At 61.0% G+C, this 19,154-nt stretch carries 17 protein-coding genes; 8 read left to right on the top strand and 9 right to left on the bottom strand.

Annotated elements, in window-relative coordinates:
* Positions 1–82: 82 nt before the first annotated feature.
* Entirely contained in the window at positions 83–1,549 is a 1,467-nt protein-coding gene (locus tag N1937_RS11645; protein ID WP_222294605.1) for an FGGY family carbohydrate kinase, read from the top strand.
* Positions 1,550–1,570: 21 nt separating this feature from the next.
* Positions 1,571–2,521, top strand: a complete 951-nt coding sequence (locus N1937_RS11640; RefSeq protein WP_017964577.1) for a sugar-binding transcriptional regulator — start codon at positions 1,571–1,573, stop codon at positions 2,519–2,521.
* A 20-nt stretch (positions 2,522–2,541) separates the two neighbouring features.
* Here the strand turns inward: N1937_RS11640 and N1937_RS11635 are convergent, their stop codons facing one another.
* From N1937_RS11635 to N1937_RS11625, 3 genes are read right to left on the bottom strand one after another with little or no spacing between them, the layout of a single operon-like run.
* Positions 2,542–3,294 carry an ABC transporter ATP-binding protein gene (locus N1937_RS11635; protein WP_222294604.1) on the bottom strand — a complete coding sequence of 251 codons (753 nt, stop codon included), beginning with the start codon at positions 3,292–3,294 and terminating at the stop codon, positions 2,542–2,544.
* Positions 3,288–4,358 (bottom strand): FecCD family ABC transporter permease, encoded by a 1,071-nt coding sequence (locus N1937_RS11630; RefSeq protein ID WP_222294602.1) that lies wholly within the window; start codon positions 4,356–4,358, stop codon positions 3,288–3,290. The genes N1937_RS11635 and N1937_RS11630 overlap by 7 nt, the downstream gene beginning before the upstream one ends.
* A 6-nt stretch (positions 4,359–4,364) precedes the next feature.
* A complete protein-coding gene (locus tag N1937_RS11625) occupies positions 4,365–5,501 on the bottom strand; it encodes an ABC transporter substrate-binding protein (RefSeq protein WP_222294600.1) in 1,137 nt (378 codons plus the stop codon).
* A gap of 115 nt (positions 5,502–5,616) precedes the next feature.
* Between N1937_RS11625 and N1937_RS11620 the strand changes: the two genes are divergently transcribed.
* Positions 5,617–6,402 carry a class I SAM-dependent methyltransferase gene (locus N1937_RS11620; protein WP_260058870.1) on the top strand — a complete coding sequence of 262 codons (786 nt, stop codon included), beginning with the start codon at positions 5,617–5,619 and terminating at the stop codon, positions 6,400–6,402.
* A gap of 75 nt (positions 6,403–6,477) precedes the next feature.
* On the opposite strand, the gene N1937_RS11615 is transcribed toward N1937_RS11620, so the two are convergent.
* Complete coding sequence (locus N1937_RS11615; RefSeq protein WP_260058868.1) at positions 6,478–7,464, bottom strand: IS110 family transposase; 987 nt, start codon at positions 7,462–7,464, stop codon at positions 6,478–6,480.
* A gap of 386 nt (positions 7,465–7,850) precedes the next feature.
* The gene (moaA, locus tag N1937_RS11610; RefSeq protein WP_222294778.1) at positions 7,851–8,897 is read right to left on the bottom strand and encodes a GTP 3',8-cyclase MoaA; all 1,047 of its coding nucleotides are present in this window, start codon (positions 8,895–8,897) and stop codon (positions 7,851–7,853) included.
* Positions 8,898–9,033: 136 nt separating this feature from the next.
* Between moaA and N1937_RS11605 the strand changes: the two genes are divergently transcribed.
* Together N1937_RS11605 and N1937_RS11600 are read left to right on the top strand one after the other, a co-directional pair.
* Positions 9,034–9,408: a gamma-butyrobetaine hydroxylase-like domain-containing protein gene (locus N1937_RS11605; protein WP_170261044.1), complete on the top strand. Its 375-nt coding sequence runs from the start codon at positions 9,034–9,036 to the stop codon at positions 9,406–9,408.
* A gap of 59 nt (positions 9,409–9,467) precedes the next feature.
* Positions 9,468–10,658, top strand: coding sequence for a low temperature requirement protein A (locus N1937_RS11600; RefSeq protein ID WP_222294779.1), 1,191 nt, complete (start codon positions 9,468–9,470; stop codon positions 10,656–10,658).
* A gap of 3 nt (positions 10,659–10,661) precedes the next feature.
* On the opposite strand, the gene N1937_RS11595 is transcribed toward N1937_RS11600, so the two are convergent.
* Positions 10,662–11,129, bottom strand: a complete 468-nt coding sequence (locus N1937_RS11595) for a MarR family winged helix-turn-helix transcriptional regulator (protein WP_017964569.1) — start codon at positions 11,127–11,129, stop codon at positions 10,662–10,664.
* A 47-nt stretch (positions 11,130–11,176) separates the two neighbouring features.
* Here N1937_RS11595 and N1937_RS11590 point away from each other — a divergent pair, with 47 nt between their 5' ends.
* Together N1937_RS11590 and N1937_RS11585 are read left to right on the top strand one after the other, a co-directional pair.
* Positions 11,177–12,157, top strand: coding sequence for an alpha/beta hydrolase (locus N1937_RS11590; protein ID WP_222294780.1), 981 nt, complete (start codon positions 11,177–11,179; stop codon positions 12,155–12,157).
* A gap of 37 nt (positions 12,158–12,194) precedes the next feature.
* On the top strand, positions 12,195–12,806 hold the full coding sequence (locus tag N1937_RS11585; RefSeq protein ID WP_162117748.1) for a pyridoxamine 5'-phosphate oxidase family protein: 612 nt from the start codon (positions 12,195–12,197) through the stop codon (positions 12,804–12,806).
* A 343-nt stretch (positions 12,807–13,149) separates the two neighbouring features.
* Here N1937_RS11585 and N1937_RS11580 read toward each other — a convergent pair whose 3' ends face one another.
* A complete protein-coding gene (locus N1937_RS11580; protein ID WP_162117749.1) occupies positions 13,150–14,217 on the bottom strand; it encodes a GGDEF domain-containing protein in 1,068 nt (355 codons plus the stop codon).
* Between the two features lie 346 nt (positions 14,218–14,563).
* Complete coding sequence (locus N1937_RS11575) at positions 14,564–16,171, bottom strand: fumarate hydratase (protein ID WP_222294781.1); 1,608 nt, start codon at positions 16,169–16,171, stop codon at positions 14,564–14,566.
* 206 nt (positions 16,172–16,377) lie between these two features.
* Between N1937_RS11575 and N1937_RS11570 the strand changes: the two genes are divergently transcribed.
* On the top strand, positions 16,378–17,529 hold the full coding sequence (locus N1937_RS11570; protein WP_260058864.1) for an acyltransferase family protein: 1,152 nt from the start codon (positions 16,378–16,380) through the stop codon (positions 17,527–17,529).
* A 226-nt stretch (positions 17,530–17,755) separates the two neighbouring features.
* Here the strand turns inward: N1937_RS11570 and fumC are convergent, their stop codons facing one another.
* Positions 17,756–19,147, bottom strand: coding sequence for a class II fumarate hydratase (fumC, locus tag N1937_RS11565; protein ID WP_162117751.1), 1,392 nt, complete (start codon positions 19,145–19,147; stop codon positions 17,756–17,758).
* Positions 19,148–19,154 lie beyond the last annotated feature (7 nt).

Raw genomic sequence — 19,154 nt, 5'->3', positions numbered from 1 at the left:
ACCGCTTGGCACTTTTCCTGGAATTGCTCTAGCCGGGACGCTTTTTGTCGTCCCGGCCGAGACCTGATCTGGGGAGGATAGAATGCGGGCAATTCTGGCAATCGACCAGGGCACCACCAATTCAAAGGCAGTTCTGGTTTCCGAAAGGGGAGAAATCGTCGGCAGAGGTTCGGCTGCTGTCGGCATTTCCTATCCGAAGCCGGGTTGGGTCGAACAAGACCCAAGCCGGCTCTACGCATCGGTTTGCGAAGCGATCGACGCCTGCCTGAAGGCCAGTCCCGATGTGACTATCGAGGCGGTGGCCATTTCCAACCAGCGCGAATCTGTCACCGCCTGGGACGCCGAAACGGGAGACGCGCTTGGACCGGTGGTAAGCTGGCAGTGTCGTCGTACGGCACAGGATTGCGAGCGTCTCATTGCCGAAGGCCGCCTTGACCGTGTGCAGGCGCTCACAGGCCTGCCATTGGATCCGATGTTTCCAGGTTCGAAATTCCGATGGCTGCTCGACCGTATTCCGGCCGGGCGATCGGTGCGGCTGGGAACGGTCGACAGTTGGCTCGTCCACTGCCTGACCGGCGGGCGTCGGCATGTTTGCGACGCTTCCAATGCCGCCAGGAGCCAGTTGTTCGATCTGCGGGAACAGAGATGGAGCGATGAACTTGGCGAGATCTTCGGCGTCGAAATCGCGCTCCTCCCCGAGGTACTAGACAGCTCTGCCGATTTCGGCCGGACGCAAGGATTGCCGGGGGTGCCGGATGGCACTCCGATCATGGCTGCGATCGGAGACAGCCACGCAGCCCTGTTCGGTCATGGAGCATTCAAGCCGGGCGACGGAAAGGTGACCTTTGGAACCGGCTCTTCGGTCATGACGACGCTGCCGCGATTCATTCCCCCACGCAACGGCGTCACAACCACCGTCGCATGGCGCATCGAGGGAAAGCCGACTTTCGCTTTCGAAGGCAATATTCTCGTCTGCGCCGCCAGTCTTCCCTGGATGGCGGAGATTCTCGGCTTGGCGGATGTGGCGGCCCTTGTCGAACTTGCGGCGAGCGCTGAGCCGGGCGGACCTGGTTTCGTGCCGGCATTCGTGGGACTGGGCGCACCCTATTGGAAGTCCGACGCCCGTGCCCTGTTCTCCCAGATCAACTTCAATACGACACGTGCGCAAATGGCTCGGTCGGTCACAGACTCCATCGCCCTGCAGGTGCATGACGTGATCGCGGCCATGCGGGCACAGAGCGGCGGCGCGCTCGGCGCGCTCTACGTGGATGGTGGGCCGAGCCAGAACCGCTTTCTGATGCAGTGTGTCTCGAACCTCATCGAACATCCGGTGATCCAATGTGAAGCACCCGAGGCTTCGGCTTTGGGCGCTGCTTACCTGGCGGGGCTTTCGCTCGGCTTGTGGAGCAATCTCCAGAACGTCGCGGAGTTGCCGCGAAACACTCAAATCATTGAGCCGCAACCCGTGGATCGCGCGCTGCTTCTCGATACCTGGAATGATGCGCTTGCCCGCTCGACGGTCCGCGAAACAAAGGCTAAAGGTGAATAAAAATTCACTCTGGGAATAGCGATGACTCGCCTTAACGAACTCCGCCTGATTTCAAGGGTCGCCCAGATGTACCATATGGAGGGACGGCGACAGGCGGAGATCGCACAGCACCTTCGCCTGTCGCAGGCGACGGTGTCGCGGATGCTCAAGCGTGCCGAGGCTGAAGATATCGTGCGAACCAGCGTGATCCCTCCCGCCGGCACCTACAGCGAGCTCGAGGGCGCGCTTCGCGAGAAATACGATCTGCCGGAGGCGATCGTCGTTGAGTGCACGGAAGATCGGGACGGAGCGATCATGGCCCGTATCGGAGAGGCAGCGGCTCATCTCTTGGAGGTGACACTTGCGCCAGGGGAGATCATCGGCGTTTCGAGTTGGAGCCAGACCATTTTCAAGATGGTCGAGAACATTCATCCTCAGAAGAGCGCTCAGGCGAAATACGTCGTCCAGACCCTTGGAGGCATGGGGGATCCTTCAGTGCAGACGCATGCGACGCAGCTTACCACGCGGCTTGCACGGCTGACCGGCGCCGAGCCGAAACTGCTTCCCGTGCAGGGCGTTACCTCGTCCAGAGAGGCAAAGCTTCTGATGCAGGCCGACCCGTTCGTCCGCGAGACGATTGACCTGTTCGGCAGCATAACGCTTGCGATAGTCGGAATCGGAGCAGTCGAACCGTCCGAACTTCTCGCACGGTCCGGCAACATCTTTTCGTCCCGCGAACTGTCTGATCTCGCGGAAGCGGGAGCCGTCGGCGATATCTCCCTTCGCTTCTTCGATAAAAACGGCAAGCCGGTCAAGACACCCCTGGACGACCGAGTCATAGGCCTTCCACTTGAGGATCTCGAACGAGTGGACCGGGTCATTGCTCTTGCCGGCGGGTCCAAAAAGACCGACGCGATTGCAGGGGCGCTCCGCGTGGGAGTCATCGACATGCTTGTTACGGACAAGTTTACCGCGCAGCGATTGATTAGCTGACGAGCAGACTGTTGCCAGCCTCAATGCGCCGTCCCATCCACGATCACATGGTCGTACTCCATCGAGCATTTCTCGACCCGGGCCTCGACCCTGTAGATCTCGCGCAGCATCTCGGCGGTGACGACATCCCTTGGGGTGCCGCAGGCGTGCATCCGACCGTTGGCGATGACGAGGACCTTGTCGGCAAAGCGCAGTGCCTGGTTAAGATCGTGGATGGCGATCAGCACGATCATGCCCTTGGTGCGGGCCTGGCGGCGCATGAAGTCGAGGACCTCGACCTGGCGGTGGAGGTCGAGCGCGCTTGTGGGTTCGTCCATCAGCATAATCTCGGGTTCGCGCACCAGCGCCTGGGCGATCGAGACGAGCTGGCGCTGGCCACCGGAAAGCGCGCCGAGATCGCGGAAGGCGATGGCTGACATATCAAGCGCCTTCATGACCTCGTCGATGAAGCGCAGGTCGCTGTCGCTGACGGCCCAGGACTGACCCTGCTTGCGGGCGAGCAGGATGGATTCGTAGACCGTCAGCACCGCGTTGGCCGAGGTATCCTGCGGCATGTAGCTGATGGCGTTTTTCGTTTTCGAGCCTTCGACGACGACATGGCCCGGCCCTTTGAGCAGACCGGTGATGCGCTTGAAGAGCGTCGACTTGCCGGCGGCGTTCGGGCCGATCACCGCGACGACCTCGCCCGATGTCATCATTGGCGTCGTCACGTCTTCGACGAAAAGTTTGCGGCCGTGATAGGCGCCGACCGATTGCAACTGAAGCGCTACCATGACCGGCTCCTGTTCGAGAGGATGAGCGAGAAGAAGAAGGGCACGCCGACCAGTGCGGTGATGATGCCGATCGGAAAGATGACGCCGGGGATGATCGACTTCGAGACGATCGAGGTCAGCGACATCAATAGCGCGCCCGACAGGATCGAGCCCGGCAGAAAAAAGCGCTGATCCTCGCCAAGAATCATGCGTGATATATGCGGCCCGACCAGGCCGACGAAACCGATGGTGCCGACGAAGCTGACGGGGACTGCGGCAAGCAGCGAGACCACCAGCATGGTCTGCAGCCGGATGCGGCGGACATTGACGCCGAAGCTTGCGGCCTTGTCCTCGCCAAGCCGGATCGCCGTCAGCGCCCAGGCGTTGCGGGCAAAGAGCGGCAACGCGATCAGCAAGACGGCGAGCGTCACCCAGATTTTCGGCCATGTGGCCTTGGTGAGGCTGCCCATCGTCCAGAAGACGACGGCCGACAGCGCCTGTTCTGAGGCGAGATATTGCAGGAAGGCGAGGGCCGCATTGAAGGTGAAAACGAGGGCAATGCCGAGCAGCACCACCGTCTGCACCGAGACGCCGCGGGCCTGCGAGACGAAATGGATGAAGAGCGTGGCGATCAGCGCCATGATGAAGGCATTGACCGGCACGAGCAGGCCGGCTGCAACAGGCAGAAGCGGAACGCTGGTGACGATCGCCAGCGCTGCGCCAAAGCTTGCCGCCGCCGAAATGCCGAGGGTGAAGGGGCTGGCGAGCGGATTGGCGAGGATCGTCTGCATCTGTGCGCCGGCGACGGAGAGCGAGGCGCCGACGACGATCGCCATCACCGCAACCGGCATGCGGATGTCCCAGACGACGGCCCGCACCTGATCCGAAACGGAGGAGGGGTCGAGGAGGGCGGCCACGACCTCGGTAAGACTATAGCGGGCCGGGCCCCAGGCGAGATCGACGGCAAAGCACAGGCAGAGTGCTGTCGTCATGGTGGCGAGGATCAGCAGCTTGCGCCGGGCGAGGGCGCGGTAGCGCTCCCTCCCAGCTTCGGCTTCGATCGATAGTGCGGCGATCTCTGCCATTTCGGATTACTGACCCGCCTTGGCGTCGACCCAGTAACCCGGCTGGTAGGCGACCGGCAGGAATTTTTCGTGGAATTCCTTGAAGGTGGCATCCGGATCGAGATCGGCAAAGAGGTTGGGATGAAACCACTTGGCCAGTTGCTGAACGGCAACGAACTGATAGGGGCTGGTATAGAACTGGTGCCAGATCGCATGGACATTGCCGCCGGCAACCACCCTGGAGCCGGTAAAAGCAGGGTTTTCCATCAGCGTGTTCAGCGACTTGCGGCTGTCGTCAAAGGTGGCGACGGCATTCGGGCCGACATTCACATAATCCTTGGCATTCTTGGTCTGGCTCCAGTTGGAGCCGGTGACGACGATGACATCGGGATTGGAGGCGACAACCTGCTCGGCATTGATCGAGCCGGTATAGCCCGGCAGGAAATCGGAGCCGAGATTGTGGCCGCCAGCCCAATCGACCATCAGGCCGAAATTATCGGGACCGAAGGTGCCGCAGCATTCCACGAGGCCGGCGGCGCGGTACATGAACACATTCGGCTTTGGCGGATTGGCCGCCTTCAGTCTGTCGGTGACGCGGGCCATCTGCTCTTTCCAGAAGCTGGCGACGGCTTCGGCGCGGCCCTCATGGCCGAAGATCTGGCCGAGGATCTTCAGGCTCGGCTCGGTGTTGGCGAGAATGTGCTCGCGGAAATCGATATAGACGATCTTCACGCCGATGCCGCTGAGCATCTCCTCGAGCTTCACCTCGTCGGCCGCCGTCTTGTTGCCGATCGGCAGCAGCAGCACGTCGGGATGCAGCTTGACGACCGTTTCGGTCTGCAGAGTGCCGTCCGTCAGATTGCCGAGGAAGGGCAGGTCCTTGCCCTTGGGGAACTTCTCGACATAGGCGTTGAAACCGTCCTTGTCGGTGGTCCAGAGATCGTTGCGCCAGCCGACGATCTTGGCGAAGGGATCTTCCTTCTCGATGGGTGCTACGGCATAGAGCATGCGACCTTCCCCTAGGATCACACGCTCGACCGGCTTGTCGAAGGTCACTTCGCGGCCCGCAACATCCTTGACGGTGAAGGATTGCGCCCAGGCCGAAAGTGGCATCAAGCCGGCAATCGCAGCCGCGGAAACTGCGAGCATTTTCACGAAATTCATCTGGAAATTCCCCTGATGTCTGAATAATGTCCGCAGGCATAAGAAATATGACTTTATGAATCAAGTTATATGTTTTAGAGCATTTCCAAACTGATCCGATGCCGGGGCTCTCAAGATGAATTCGACGAACACAAATTACTCCATCCGCGACGAAATCCGCGATTTCTGGTCGGAGAGGGCGGCAACCTTCGACCAGAGCGTCGGCCATGAAATCTTTTCGGAAGCGGAGCGGAAGGGTTGGCAGCGGCTGATCCGAAAGCATCTTGGCGCCGGGCAGGGACGGGCAGCGCTCGATCTTGCCTGCGGCACCGCCGTGATCTCGCATCTGATGAACGATGTCGGCTTCAAAGTCACCGGCCTCGACTGGTCGGATGCGATGCTGGCGCAGGCGCGCGCCAAGGCCAAGAAGCGCGGCACCGATATCCGCTTCGTCGCCGGCGACGCCGAAAACACCATGGAGCCCAAGGACAGCTACGACGTCATCACCAACCGCCATCTTGTCTGGACGCTGGTCGACCCGGCTTCAGCCTTCAAGGAATGGTTCTCGGTATTGAAGCCGGGCGGCAAGGTGCTGATCCTCGACGGCAATATGGGTAAGGAAACCTGGGTCAAGGGCCTGCAGAAGCTCTGGACGAAGGTGACCGGCAAACTGCCGGCGAGCCACATGTCGCCGGAGATGATGGCGCGGCACCAGAAGATCCGCTCACGCGTGCATTTCTCCAGCCAGATGCCGGCCGAAGCAGTTGTCGATCTTTTGCGCCAAGCCGGTTTTACGGATATCGTCGTCGACCGCAAACTCGCCGATATCCATTGGGCGCAGGCGCGCAAGATGCCGTTCCTGCGCGGGCTGGAGCGCATGGTGCAGGACCGGTTTGCGATTTGCGCGCGTAAGCCTTGGTGATGGGGATGCGGCTCCCTCTTCTCCCCAGCGGGGAGAAGGTGGCCCGCAGGGTCGGATGAGCATCTGTGTTTGGTGTCAAGGTGGATTTGGTGTCCAGATGCGGTTTTTGGTGATGAGGGTGTTTGCCAGGACGATGAGCTTTCTCATGACGGCGACGAGGACGACCTTATTGGGTTTTCCGACTTTCTTCAGCCTTGCGGCGAAGCGTGCGAGGTCCGGGTTGTGACGGGAGGCAGACAGGGCGGCCATGTAGATGGCGTTCCTGGGTGCTGGGCGTCCGCCCCTGATGGAGCGATGTCCGGCCCGCTCGCCACTTTCGCAGGCAATCGGCGCAAGGCCGGTCAGCATGGCGGCCTGCTTGCCAGAGCAGGCGCCAAGTTCGCAAAGGCCAGCGATCAGGCTTGCGGCGGTGACGGCTCCGATGCCGGGAATGGAGATGAGGATGTCGAGGCGGCGGCGCATCTCGGGCTCGGCGCAGATGCTGCGCTCGATCTCGGCGTCCAGTCTTGCGATATGGGTGTCGAGCGCGGCAAGCCGGCGCGTCAGTTCCTTGCGCAGGAAGGCGGTCACGGCCGTCTTCATCCGGTTGGACAGGGCGGTGCGTTCGCCATTGGCGGCAGATCGGGCATTGACCAGTTCCTGCAGGGCTTCCAGCGCTTGGTCCGGCGGTGGGGTCTGTGCGGGCTTGAGGGCTTCTCCCATGATGGCCAGAAACCGCGCATCGAGCCGATCGGTCTTGGCGAGAAAGCCGCAGGCTTTGGCAAACAGCCGGGCGCGCAGCGGGTCGACGATCGACACGTAAAAGCCATCGGCATGCAGCGAGCGCTGGACGGCGCGATGCCACTTGCCGGTCGCTTCCATGACGATACGCAGCGCCGAGCGCGGCATCTGGTCAAGCGCATCGAGTTCCCGCTTGAGGCGGCGCAGGCCGGCCGTGTCGTTGGTCACCCGAAAACTGCGGCCGAGAGGATGCAGATGAATGTCCAGCCACTCTTTACAGACATCGATGCCGACATAAACTGTCGCCATCGCGGTGCGTTCCGACGATACCTTGCCTTGCATACGGGACCTGCTCCCCACTATCTGTTCAGGACAAACGCGAAGGACGGGCGGACCAGGCTCATCCCCGGTTCACGCCAAGGGGGTTACGGTCCCGCCCGTCCGACCCCTGGGGGATGGCCATCCCCCAGGGGTCGCACCCATCATCAACGGATGCAGTTTGAACATGCAAGGGGGCCACTCGGCACAGCGTTGATTGCCCTTCGCTTGCGCTCGGCGCACTCGCGGCTTCGCCGCTCACCCCCTCATCTGCCCTGAAGGGCATCTTCTCCCCGCTGGGGAGAAGGGGGAGTCTGCCGCACCGTATCCCGGCCCTTCGCATTGCTCAGGGCGTTCGGCGCTGCAATCGATTCACTGGATCGATTGCTCCCGCTTTGCGGGACCGCTTCTCACCCTCCGGTGACACTCATATGCCTGGCCACCGCCGGGCGATTATGCGTGCGGTCGATGATGAAGTCGTGGCCTTTGGGTTTGCGGGTGATGGCCTCGTCGATGGCGGCGTGGAGGAGGGCGTCGTCTTCGGTGGCGCGGAGTGCGGCGCGGAGATCGGCGGCGTCGTTCTGGCCGAGGCACATATAGAGCGTGCCGGTGCAGGTGAGGCGGACGCGGTTGCAGCTTTCGCAGAAATTATGAGTCATCGGGGTGATGAAGCCGAGGCGGCCGCCGGTTTCTTCGACCCTGACGTAACGCGCCGGGCCGCCGGTCTGGTAATTGATGTCCGTAAGGGTGAACTGCTCTTCGAGATCGGCGCGCAGCTTTGAAAGCGGTAGATACTGGTCGGTGCGGTCTTCTTCGATCTCGCCCATCGGCATGGTTTCGATGACGGTGAGATCCATGCCGCGGTCATGGGCGAAGCGCAGCAGCTCCGGCATCTCGGCATCGTTGAAATCCTTCAGCGCCACGGCGTTGAGCTTGATCTTCAGCCCTGCCTTTTGAGCCGCGTCGATGCCTTCCATGACCTTGGCGAAATCACCCCAGCGGGTGATCTTGCGGAACTTGTCGGGGTCGAGCGTATCGAGCGAAACATTGATCCGGCGCACGCCGCAATCATAGAGCTCCTCGGCATGGCGCGAAAGCTGTGAGCCGTTGGTGGTCAGCGTCAATTCGTCGAGGCCGGAACCGATCTTCTGGCCGAGCTGGCGAACCAGATACATGATGTTCTTGCGCACCAGGGGCTCGCCGCCGGTCAGCCTGATCTTGCGGACACCCTTGGCGATGAAGGCGGAACAAAGCCGGTCGAGCTCTTCCAGCGTCAAGAGATCCTTCTTCGGCAGGAAGGTCATATTCTCAGCCATGCAATAGGTGCAGCGGAAATCGCAGCGGTCGGTGACGGACACACGGAGATAGGTGACCGCCCGCCCGAAGGGGTCGATCATCGGGTGCGCACCTGCCACCAGCGGCGATGCATTGCCTATCGTTCCAACTCTGGTGTTCACCTGTATCTCCGTACTCTCATCAATGTGGGCATATGCTATTGTCGCGTCAAGGGAAACAGCCCGCGCGAGCATGCCAATTTCAGCTTGCGCCGAAAAAGATCAGCGCCTACTCCTCGCATGAGAAGAGGACAAAATGATGAGCGATATCTGGCCGACCGAACTTCGCGTCTCGAAAGACAGGCAGCGGCTGGTGGTAACCTTCGATGACGGTCTGAGCTTCGACCTGTCGGCTGAGCTCTTGCGCGTTCTGTCGCCCTCGGCCGAGGTGCAGGGCCATGGGCCAGGACAGAAGGTGACGGTGCCGGGCAAACGCAATGTCGCGATCATCTCGATGATGCCGACCGGCAATTACGCGGTCCGCATCGGCTTCGACGACATGCACGATACCGGCATCTACACCTGGACCTATCTGCGCGAACTCGGCGAGCGGGGCGATGAGCTGTTTTCCGCTTACGAGGACGAACTCCGCGAAAAAGGCATGAACCGCGACACGGCGGAAAAGCCGCGCTGATGCTCACCTGAGCGCCGCTACACTTTCAATCCACGGGTAATCCAGCCATCGGGGGCCATATGGCGAAGACGAACGGAAAGAACTGGCTCCGCGCCAAGGGCAGCGCCAGCGGCAGCAAGGTGACCTTCCTCGAACTGTTCTTCGACCTGGTCTTCGTCTTTTCGATCTCGCAGCTCTCGCATGCGCTCGCCGCCCACTACACGCCGCTCGGTGCCGGCGAAGCGGCGCTGATGACCTTCGCCGTCTGGTGGGTGTGGATCTTCACGGCCTGGGTGACGAACTGGCTCGATCCGGACAAAATGCCGGTACGCGGCATGCTGGTGGCGCTGATGATGCTCGGGCTGCTGCTGTCTGCCTCCATCCCCGAGGCCTTCGGCGACAAGGGGCTGTTGTTTGCCGGCGCCTATGTGGCGATGCAGGTCGGGCGCTCGCTGTTTACGACCTATGCGATGACGCGCGTCGACCGCCCCAACACGCTGAATTTCGTCCGCATCAGCACTTGGCTCGTGGTTGCCGGGGTCTTCTGGATTGCCGGCGGGCTGCTCGAGCATGAAGTCCGGCTGATCGCCTGGGTGATTGCGCTGGCGATCGAATATGCCGGGCCGGCCGCGGGCTTTGCCGTGCCCGGGCTCGGGCGCTCGACGGCGCGGGACTGGGACGTTTCCGGCGCGCATATGGCCGAACGCTGCGCGCTCTTTGTCATCATCTGCCTCGGCGAAGCGATCCTCGTTTCCGGCCGAACCTTTTCGGAGCTGCCGTTCTCCGGGCTGACCAGCGTCGTCTTCGTCACCGGCTTCGTCGGCACGGTCGCCATGTGGTGGCTCTATTTCCGCTTCGGCCACGGGCGCGCCGCCCACCGCATCGAGCATGAAGAGACGCCGGGCAGCTTGGCGCGTCTGGCCTTCACCTATGGGCATATCCCGATCCTTGCCGGCATCATCGTCCATGCAGTGGCGGTCGAGTTCATGTTCTCGCATCCGCATGAAACCGGCAATCTCGGTATCGCCGCGGCCGTGCTCGGCGGCTCCGGCCTGTTCCTGATCGGCAATCTCTGGTTCAAGGGCGCGACCAGCGGCCAGCTGCCGCTATCGCATCTTGCCGGCCTGGTCCTTCTGATCCTGCTCGCCTTCGCCGCACCCTTCATCGAGGTCTATCTGATGGGCATCCTGGCGACGCTGGTGCTGATTATCGTCGCCGCTTGGGAATATCGCTCGCTGACCGGTACGGCGGCGGCGCCGACGCTGCATTGAACATCAGTCCTCGTCACGCAGATCTTTCAGCAGCACGGTGATGATCCGCTCCATCGAATCGGCGGTCGCCATGCATTGTTCTATCGGTTCGTCCGATAGCACGCGGTCGATGAGGCCGGTCTGGATGGCCATGGCTTCCTCACTCAGCTTTCGACCGTCCGGCGTCAAATAGAGGCGCAGCACGCGCTTGTCGCGCTCGTCATCGCGGCGGAGGATCAGGCCACGCTTCTCCATCTGCGGCAGCAGCATGCTCATATTGGAGCGGCCGACCAGCAGCTTGCGCGCCAGCTCCTGCTGGGAGATGCCCTCGAAACGATAGAGATTGACCAGGATATCGAGGTGCGGCGGCTTGATGTCGAGATCGGCAAGCGAGCGGGCAAGAGATTGTTGCATCAGCTGGCAGGCGCGAGCCACCGCGATCCAGCTGCGAAAACGCGGATGATCCCAGGGAAGGGATTGATTTTTGTTCATCGTTGTACTTTATTGTTCAGTGTTGAACAGTCTTTTGGAATCCCACTATGGCAAACTTTGCGCTTGACGTCACCCGCCTCGGGTTTTCGGCTCTGCAGGCGATTTCGCCCGATCTGGCAGGCAGAGCGGCGTTCCAGCTGTTCTGCCGGACGCCATCGGCAAAGCCGAAGGGAGCAAAGGCGAAGGCAGCGCATGCGGCGGGTGCTGCCCGACTTTCCGGCGCCGAACGCTTCACCCTCAGGCTTGTCGGCGGGCGCCAAGCGCATGCCTACCGGCTGAACGGCGGAGCGAGAGGCAAGCGCAAGCGCTATCTGGTGACCCATGGCTGGGGATCGAGCGCGGCATATATGGCCGAACTCGTCTCGATGCTTGCGGCAACGGGCGCGGAGGTCGTGGCACTCGATTTTCCCGGCCACGGCCGTTCCGGCGGGCGCTTCCTGCATATGGGGCTCGCGGTCGAGACGATCGCGGCGGCCGAGGAGCGCTTCGGCGCCTTCGATGCGACGATCGGTCATTCCTTCGGCGGCGCGGCGCTCATGGTCTCGGCAGCGGAGCTGCTGCCTCGCGTGGCGCCTGTCAGCGGTGAGCGCCTGGTGCTGATCGGTGCGCCGAGCGAGATGGGTTGGCTGTTTACCGACTTCGGCCGGATAGTCGGTCTTCGCTCTGCGGCGCAAGCGGCACTGGAGAACGAGGTCCACCGAGTCACCGGACGGAGGCTTGAAGACTTCGACGCCGGCGAAGCGGCGGGCGAGATCGGCCGCCCAGTGCTCGTCATCCATGCCGAGGACGACAAGGAGGTGTCGCCTCTCCATGCCAGGCGCTATGGCGCGGCGGGAAGGGGCGTTCGGCTGTTCTGGGCGAACGGCTTCGGCCACCGGCGCATCGTCGGCGCCGCGCCGGTTCTTGCCGCGATCGCGGCGTTTCTCGACGGCGATCGGGAAGCTGGTGAAGCGCCTGATGAAAACATCAAAAATGATGCGGAGATCATTCCGTTTTTTGAGCTTCCGGCAAGGCGCGCGGCATTGTAGCGTCCGTCGCGAAGATCAAGCCGCGGCGGGACGCCTCATGAAAATCATCAGCAGCATCGAAGAGCTCAATACGATCTATGGCGCCGGACTTTCGCCGGCCTCCGTCACCAAGGTGACGAAGCAATTGACCCCGCTCTATCGGGAGATGATCGCAATCTCGCCGTTCGCGGCGCTTGCGACCGTCGGGCCGGAAGGGCTCGATTGTTCGCCGCGCGGCGATCTTGGCGGCGTTGTGCGCGTCGCCGACGACGAGACGCTGCATTTGCCGGATTGGCGCGGCAACAACCGGGTCGATTCGCTCTCCAACATTGTGCGCGATCCGAGACTGGCGCTGATGTTCCTGATCCCCGGCTCGAACACGACGATGCGCATCAACGGCCGCGGCGTCGTCTCCGATGATGATGCGCTGCTTTCAAGTTTCGAGATGGACGGCAAACATCCGCGCACCGTCGTCGTGATTTCGATCGACGAGGTCTATTTCCAATGCGCGCGCGCCGTGATGCGGGCCGAGCTCTGGAATACCGAGCACTTCGCCGATCCAGCGAAGCTGCCGACGCCCGGGCAGATGCTGAAGGCTGCGACCGGCGATTTCGACCAGGAAACCTACGACCGGGAATGGCCGGGACGGGCGGCAAAGACGATGTGGTAGAAAGCGTGCCGGTGGCTGCCGGCTTTTTACTCGGCGTCGCGGCGAACTCGTCCGTTTTCTCCCTCACGGATGAGCGAGGAATACGGCGCCGCCACAAGTCTCTTCTCCCCAGCGGGGAGAAGTGCCGGAGCGATAGCGAGGCGATGAGGGGGTGAGCGGCAAAGCCGCGAATGCGCTGAGCGCAAGCGAAGGCAACAATGAAGGGCATGCCGTGTGGCCCCCTCATCCGACCCTGCGGGCCACCTTCTCCCCGAGGGGAGAAGAGGGAGCAAGCCGCGCGAACTGGACAGCATCCCGCCGCCTCACCTTGCGGTGACAGTGTGCGTGCGGCGCTGGATCGCCGTCACGTCTTGTAGATCAGCCAGCTCTTGGTGAAATCCTTTTGCATGCCATCCTGATAGAGGATGGTGCAGTTGCGGCCGGCATTCTTGGCGCCGTAAAGGGCGATGTCGGTCTTGCTGTAGAGTTCGCCGGCATCCTCGGCATTGGAGGCCATGCAGATGCCGATCGAGACGGTGACCGGACCGTAATTCACCCGCGTGCGGGAATTCTTGAAGGGCGTCGTCTCCAGTGTGCGACGAATGCGCTCGGCGATCGCTGTGACTTCCTCGGGTGTATTGCCATCGACAATGAGGGCGAATTCCTCGCCGCCGGTGCGGGCGACGAAGACGTCGCGGCGGACATTGCTGCGGATCACGGAGGCGACGGTGGCGAGCACCTTGTCGCCGACGGGATGCCCGTAGGTGTCGTTGATCTTCTTGAAATTGTCGATGTCGCAGAGCAGCAGCGCCGTCACCGGCCGCATGCTCGAATTGTCGAAGATGGCGGCGAGGCGGTCGTCGAAGGCGCGGCGGTTGGAAAGCCGCGTCAGCGAGTCGGTGTTGGCGATGCGCTTGTATTCGTCGAGTTCCTTGCGGACTTGATCCATTTCGTGCGAGCGCTGGACGACGTCCTCAACGGTACGTTCGCCATGCGCCATGGTGTCACCAGTCGCCTGGCTCAGGAGATCGATGGCGTTTTCGATCAGTTCGACGCTGGCATTGCTCTTGGAGGTGATGCGCTTGTGGGTCTCGCCGAGCAACCTGGTATAGCTTTCGAGCGAGCTCTGCTCCTGCCTCAGGATCCGCAGCAGGCCGTCGAGTTCGCCTGATATGCGCGTATGGGCATCGTCGAAGACGCGGGCCGGGCTGTGGGTGAAGTACTGCGCGCCGAGAGCATCGAGTTCGGCCTGGCTCACCTGGCCGCCGAGGGCCGCGAGTTCGCGGGTGAGAGCTGGATTGGAGCCGATATAGGCCTCGTAGAAGAGTTCGTAATTGCGCGGTATCGGCGCAACGCCCATGGAGCGCATGGCATAGGTGATCTGACCCGCAACGTCGGGAATTTGCACCTTGGGCGCGACAGCCGTATTCATCCGGCGAACTCCTCATATATTCAAAGGCAATATTCTATTTGTTAGCTTAAATTTCTTGGGAAAAGATTAAAGCGATATATACCAAAGATTACATGCGATAAATGCCGCATGGGGAAATACTTCGATCAGGCCTATGATTCTCCACGGAAAAACGTATCTTTATCGAGACAGTGCATACTCGTTGAGCGGGAGCGGCGTCTGAAAAACTTACAGTTCTTCTGTGCCGGAGAGCGTATTCATCTTGTCGACAGTTGGTTTTGGTCGTTTCGTATTGCGGCGGCGCAGAACATAAGCGCGTCGGATAAGGCGTCGGCTCGGTAAAGCAGGCGGCAACGCAGCCCGCCACTCACCCCAAATTTAGCTCCTGGAAAAAGTCATTGCCCTTGTCGTCGATGACGATAAAGGCAGGGAAGTCTTCGACGTCGATCTTCCAGACGGCTTCCATGCCGAGCTCGGGATATTCGAACACTTCGACCTTGCGGATACAGTCCTGGGCAAGACGGGCGGCGGGGCCGCCGATCGAGCCGAGATAGAAGCCGCCATGTTTCTTGCAGGCCTCGCGTACGGCGCGCGAACGGTTGCCCTTGGCGAGCATTACCATCGAGCCGCCGAAGGACTGGAACTGGTCGACGTAGCTGTCCATGCGCCCGGCCGTCGTCGGGCCGAAGGAGCCGGAGGCGTAACCGGCCGGCGTCTTGGCGGGACCGGCATAATAGACCGGGTGGTTCTTCAGGTAATCCGGCATGCCTTCGCCCTTTTCCAGCCGCTCGCGGATCTTGGCATGAGCGAGGTCGCGGGCAACGATGATGGTGCCCGATAGCGACAGGCGCGTCTTGACGGGATGCCTGGAGAGCTCGGCGAGCACCTCGGCCATCGGCCGGTTGAGATCAATGCGCACCGTCGATTCAGACAGTTTGGCCTCATCGATCTCGGGCATGTATTTCGACGGGTCGGTTTCGAGCTGCTCGACGAAGATGCCGTCGCGGGTGATGCGGCCCTTGGCCTGACGGTCGGCGGAACAGGAGACGCCGAGGCCGATCGGCAGCGAGGCGCCGTGGCGGGGCAGGCGGATGACGCGCACGTCATGGCAGAAATACTTGCCGCCGAACTGGGCACCGACGCCCATCTGCTGCGTCAGCTTGTGGATTTCCTTCTCCATCTCGATGTCGCGGAAGGCATGGCCGCTCTCGGACCCTTCGGTCGGCAGCTCGTCGAGATAGCGGGTGGAGGCGAGCTTGACCGTTTTCAGGTTCATCTCGGCCGAGGTGCCGCCGATGACGATCGCGAGATGATAGGGGGGACAGGCCGCCGTCCCTAACGTCAGGATCTTCTCCTTGAGGAAGTCGATCATCCGATCGTGCGTCAAGAGCGAGGGCGTGCCCTGGTAGAGAAAGGTCTTGTTGGCCGAGCCACCGCCTTTGGCGACGAAGAGGAATTCATAGGCGTCGGTGCCTTCCTCGTAGATGTCGATCTGGGCCGGCAGATTGTTCTTCGTGTTCTTCTCCTCGAACATTTTGACCGGCGCGAGCTGCGAGTAGCGCAGGTTTTTCTTCTCATAGGCATCCATGACGCCGCGGGCGAGCGCTGCCGTATCCTCGCCTTCGGTCCACACCCTGCGGCCCTTCTTGCCCATGATGATCGCGGTGCCGGTGTCCTGGCACATGGGCAGCACGCCGCCAGCTGATATATTGGCGTTCTTCAGCAGGTCGTAGGCGACGAAACGGTCATTGTCCGTGGCCTCGGGGTCGTCGAGGATCGAGGCAAGCTGCTTCAGATGGCCGGCGCGCAGCAGGTGGTTGATATCGGCAAAGGCGGTTTCTGCAAGCAGGCGGATGCCTTCCGGCTCGACGGTCAGGATCTCCTGGCCTTTGAACGTATCGACCGAGACATGGTCGCCACTGATCTTGCGATAGGGGGTGGCATCCTTGCCGAGGGGGAAGAGATCGTCAGCCATCGAAGTGACCTTTCTGGTGGGGCGTCGCTAGATTGGAACCGGTCTAAATCCGCTGCGGGGCAAAAGCAATCGGGATGCGGGCTCGGGCGATTTCGGCGTCGCGGTAAGGGACGTGCCCTGCTGACCCTCGGACGCACTATATCGCGTCCTCGCAAGACCGGTTTGCGCGACAAGGATCAACTCTACGCCGTGTCCGGATATACCTCATGTTCGGCAGCAAAGCCTTGCCGCCTTTGATAGCGCACAGGGTTTTTCTTAAAAACTTAATTGAATTTGCAAATCCCTCGTGCAATGTTGCGGTGCACACAAGCGAGGTGGTTATGGTTTATTCCATACAGTATCTGCGAGCCATCGCAGCAATCGCCGTGACATTCTTTCATGTTGCGTTCATTTTTGGTTGGGATTTCGTTCCTATGGCGGCCGGAGTTGATCTGTTTTTTACAATCAGCGGCTTCATCATGTGGACCATATCGGATGCAAGGCCCACGACGTCGCTGCGATTCATCAAAAACCGTGTTCAGCGCGTTCTGCCCATTTACTGGATCTGCACGATTCTATTTTTGGTTGCGGCCACTGCCTCACCCAAGAACTACGACCATCTCACTTTCAATACTGTAGATATTATCCGGTCGTTGCTGTTTATTCCCTATTACGACAGCACCGGAATTGTTCAGCCAGTTCTCGTTCCGGGTTGGACACTGAATTTCGAGATGTTCTTTTATACGGCGTTTTGTCTTGCGCTGTTTTTGAAAGGACAGACTACGCGTCTCCTGGCGATAGCGGGCTTTCTGATCGCTTGTGTTACGATCGGACTATTCACGCCAATGACTCCTTACTCCATCGTGTACGCCTCTCCGCTTCTGTTGGAGTTTCTAGCCGGCATTCTAATCGCATTCGTTATGTGTAAGGCAGATATCAAATCGCCGACGTTGGCGGCAGCGTTGATTGTGGTTGGGCTCGCGGGTCTTGTCGCGTCTTCTGTCCTCGACAAGCCAACCGGCTTCATTCGGCTTCTTGCCTGGGGTGTGCCTTCGGCGTTTATTGTTTCAGGCGCCTTGATTGCAGAACGCGCGGCACTTGTCCCGAAGATCAAACGGTTGAAGATATTAGGTGACGCCTCTTATTCCCTCTATCTCACTCATATGATTACGATTGGCATCGCGAAGCTTGCAATCTATCTCATCGGCGCCGAGCGCGGGGCCGCGCCGCTTTCCGTGCGTATCTCATTGCTTATCGCGACGACAATATTCTGCGTCCTTGTTGGATTGGCTTTCTACTTCGCCGTTGAGAAGAAAATCGCGCAGTTCCTAAAAGCGCCGAGGAGAAGAAAGGTTGCGGCATATACGCCCGCCGAATAGGGTTTGAGGTGCGCATCGTCATAACGGCGAGATCTCAGGTTCCGGGCGATGCCGGCATTATTGGTTGGAATTGGAACCGATTGGCCATTCGTCCAGAGATTGACGCGGAGCGCGAAGGGCAATGAATGGTGTGCCGTGCGCGCCCACATCCGACCCTTCGGGCCACCTTCTCCCCGCTGGGGAGAAGAGGGGAGCAAGATGAAGGGCACACGGCCCCACGGCCTTCTTATTTCGGCCCGATCATCGTCTCAGGCCGGACGATCGCGTCATATTCTTCCGACGTCACCAGGCCGCTGGCGAGGGCTTCTTCCTTCAGCGTCGTGCCGTTCTTGTGCGCTGTCTTGGCGATCTTGGCGGCTGCGTCGTAGCCGATCTTCGGGGCAAGTGCGGTCACCAGCATCAGCGAGCGTTCGAGGCCGGCCTTGATATTCTCTTCGCGTGCCTCGATGCCGACCACGCAATTGTCGGTGAAGGAGACGGCGGCGTCGGCGAGCAACTGCACCGACTGCAGGAAATTATAGGCCATCATCGGATTGTAGACGTTGAGCTCGAAATGGCCCTGGCTGTCAGCGAAGGTCAGCGCCGCGTTGTTGCCGAAGATATGGATGCAGACCTGCGTCAGCGCCTCGCACTGGGTCGGATTGACCTTGCCGGGCATGATCGAGGAGCCGGGCTCGTTTTCCGGCAAGGCCAGCTCGCCGAGGCCGGCGCGCGGGCCGGAACCGAGCAGGCGGATATCGTTGGCGATCTTGAAGAGGGCGGCAGCAGCCGCATTGATGGCGCCATGGGAAAAGACCATGCTGTCATGCGAGGCGAGCGCCTCGAACTTGTTCGGCGCGGTGACAAAGGGCATGCCTGTGATGGCAGCGATCTCTTCGGCGACCTTTTCGGCAAAACCGACCGGCGCGTTGAGGCCGGTGCCAACGGCAGTGCCGCCTTGGGCGAGTTCGCAGAGGTCGGGCAGGGTCATTTCGATGCGCTTGATGGCGGAGCCGACCTGAGCGGCATATCCCGAAAATTCCTGGCCGAGCGTCAACGGCGTCGCATCCTGGGTGTGGGTGCGGCCGATCTTGATGATGTGGCTGAACTCGGTGACCTTCATGTCGAGGGCGGCATGCAGGTGCTTCAGGGCTGGCAGCAGGTGATGGGCGATCTGCTCGGCGCAGGCGATGTGCATGGCCGTCGGATAGGTGTCGTTCGACGACTGGCTCATATTGACGTGGTCGTTCGGATGCACCGGCTTCTTGGAACCCATGACGCCGCCAAGCATTTCTATTGCACGATTGGAGATTACTTCATTGGCATTCATATTGGACTGTGTGCCCGAACCGGTCTGCCAGACGACCAGCGGAAAGTGGTCGTTCAGCTTGCCGTCGATCACCTCCTGGGCGGCGTCGCCGATCGCTTTGCCGAGGGCAGGATCGAGTTGGCCGAGCGACATGTTGGCGCGGGCGGCTGCCTGTTTGACGATGCCGAGCGCACGCACTATCGACAGCGGCTGCTTTTCCCAGCCAATCTTGAAATTGCCGAGCGAACGCTCGGCCTGGGCGCCCCAATATCGGTCGGCCGCGACGTCGATCGGGCCAAAAGTATCGGTTTCAGTGCGGGTTGCGGTCATCGGCCTT

The sequence above is a fragment of the Rhizobium sp. WSM4643 genome (genome assembly GCF_025152745.1).
GTDB classification, from domain to species: domain Bacteria; phylum Pseudomonadota; class Alphaproteobacteria; order Rhizobiales; family Rhizobiaceae; genus Rhizobium; species Rhizobium leguminosarum_I.
The sequence above is the reverse complement of the archived record's forward strand: the minus strand, read 5'-3'. Positions and strand labels throughout refer to the sequence as shown.

Bases quoted from the DNA above. Each gene is read 5' to 3' on its own strand.
- N1937_RS11645 (WP_222294605.1), top strand. From the start codon at position 83: ATGCGGGCAATTCTGGCAATCGACCAGGGCACCACCAATTCAAAGGCA.
- fumC (WP_162117751.1), bottom strand. From the start codon at position 19,147: ATGACCGCAACCCGCACTGAAACCGATACTTTTGGCCCGATCGACGTC.
- N1937_RS11585 (WP_162117748.1), top strand. From the start codon at position 12,195: ATGAAAATCATCAGCAGCATCGAAGAGCTCAATACGATCTATGGCGCC.
- N1937_RS11635 (WP_222294604.1), bottom strand. From the start codon at position 3,294: ATGGTAGCGCTTCAGTTGCAATCGGTCGGCGCCTATCACGGCCGCAAA.
- N1937_RS11600 (WP_222294779.1), top strand. From the start codon at position 9,468: ATGGCGAAGACGAACGGAAAGAACTGGCTCCGCGCCAAGGGCAGCGCC.
- N1937_RS11630 (WP_222294602.1), bottom strand. From the start codon at position 4,358: ATGGCAGAGATCGCCGCACTATCGATCGAAGCCGAAGCTGGGAGGGAG.
- N1937_RS11640 (WP_017964577.1), top strand. From the start codon at position 1,571: ATGACTCGCCTTAACGAACTCCGCCTGATTTCAAGGGTCGCCCAGATG.
- N1937_RS11590 (WP_222294780.1), top strand. From the start codon at position 11,177: ATGGCAAACTTTGCGCTTGACGTCACCCGCCTCGGGTTTTCGGCTCTG.
- N1937_RS11595 (WP_017964569.1), bottom strand. From the start codon at position 11,129: ATGAACAAAAATCAATCCCTTCCCTGGGATCATCCGCGTTTTCGCAGC.
- N1937_RS11615 (WP_260058868.1), bottom strand. From the start codon at position 7,464: ATGCAAGGCAAGGTATCGTCGGAACGCACCGCGATGGCGACAGTTTAT.
- N1937_RS11575 (WP_222294781.1), bottom strand. From the start codon at position 16,171: ATGGCTGACGATCTCTTCCCCCTCGGCAAGGATGCCACCCCCTATCGC.
- N1937_RS11620 (WP_260058870.1), top strand. From the start codon at position 5,617: ATGAATTCGACGAACACAAATTACTCCATCCGCGACGAAATCCGCGAT.
- N1937_RS11625 (WP_222294600.1), bottom strand. From the start codon at position 5,501: ATGAATTTCGTGAAAATGCTCGCAGTTTCCGCGGCTGCGATTGCCGGC.
- N1937_RS11570 (WP_260058864.1), top strand. From the start codon at position 16,378: ATGTTCGGCAGCAAAGCCTTGCCGCCTTTGATAGCGCACAGGGTTTTT.
- N1937_RS11580 (WP_162117749.1), bottom strand. From the start codon at position 14,217: ATGAATACGGCTGTCGCGCCCAAGGTGCAAATTCCCGACGTTGCGGGT.
- N1937_RS11605 (WP_170261044.1), top strand. From the start codon at position 9,034: ATGAGCGATATCTGGCCGACCGAACTTCGCGTCTCGAAAGACAGGCAG.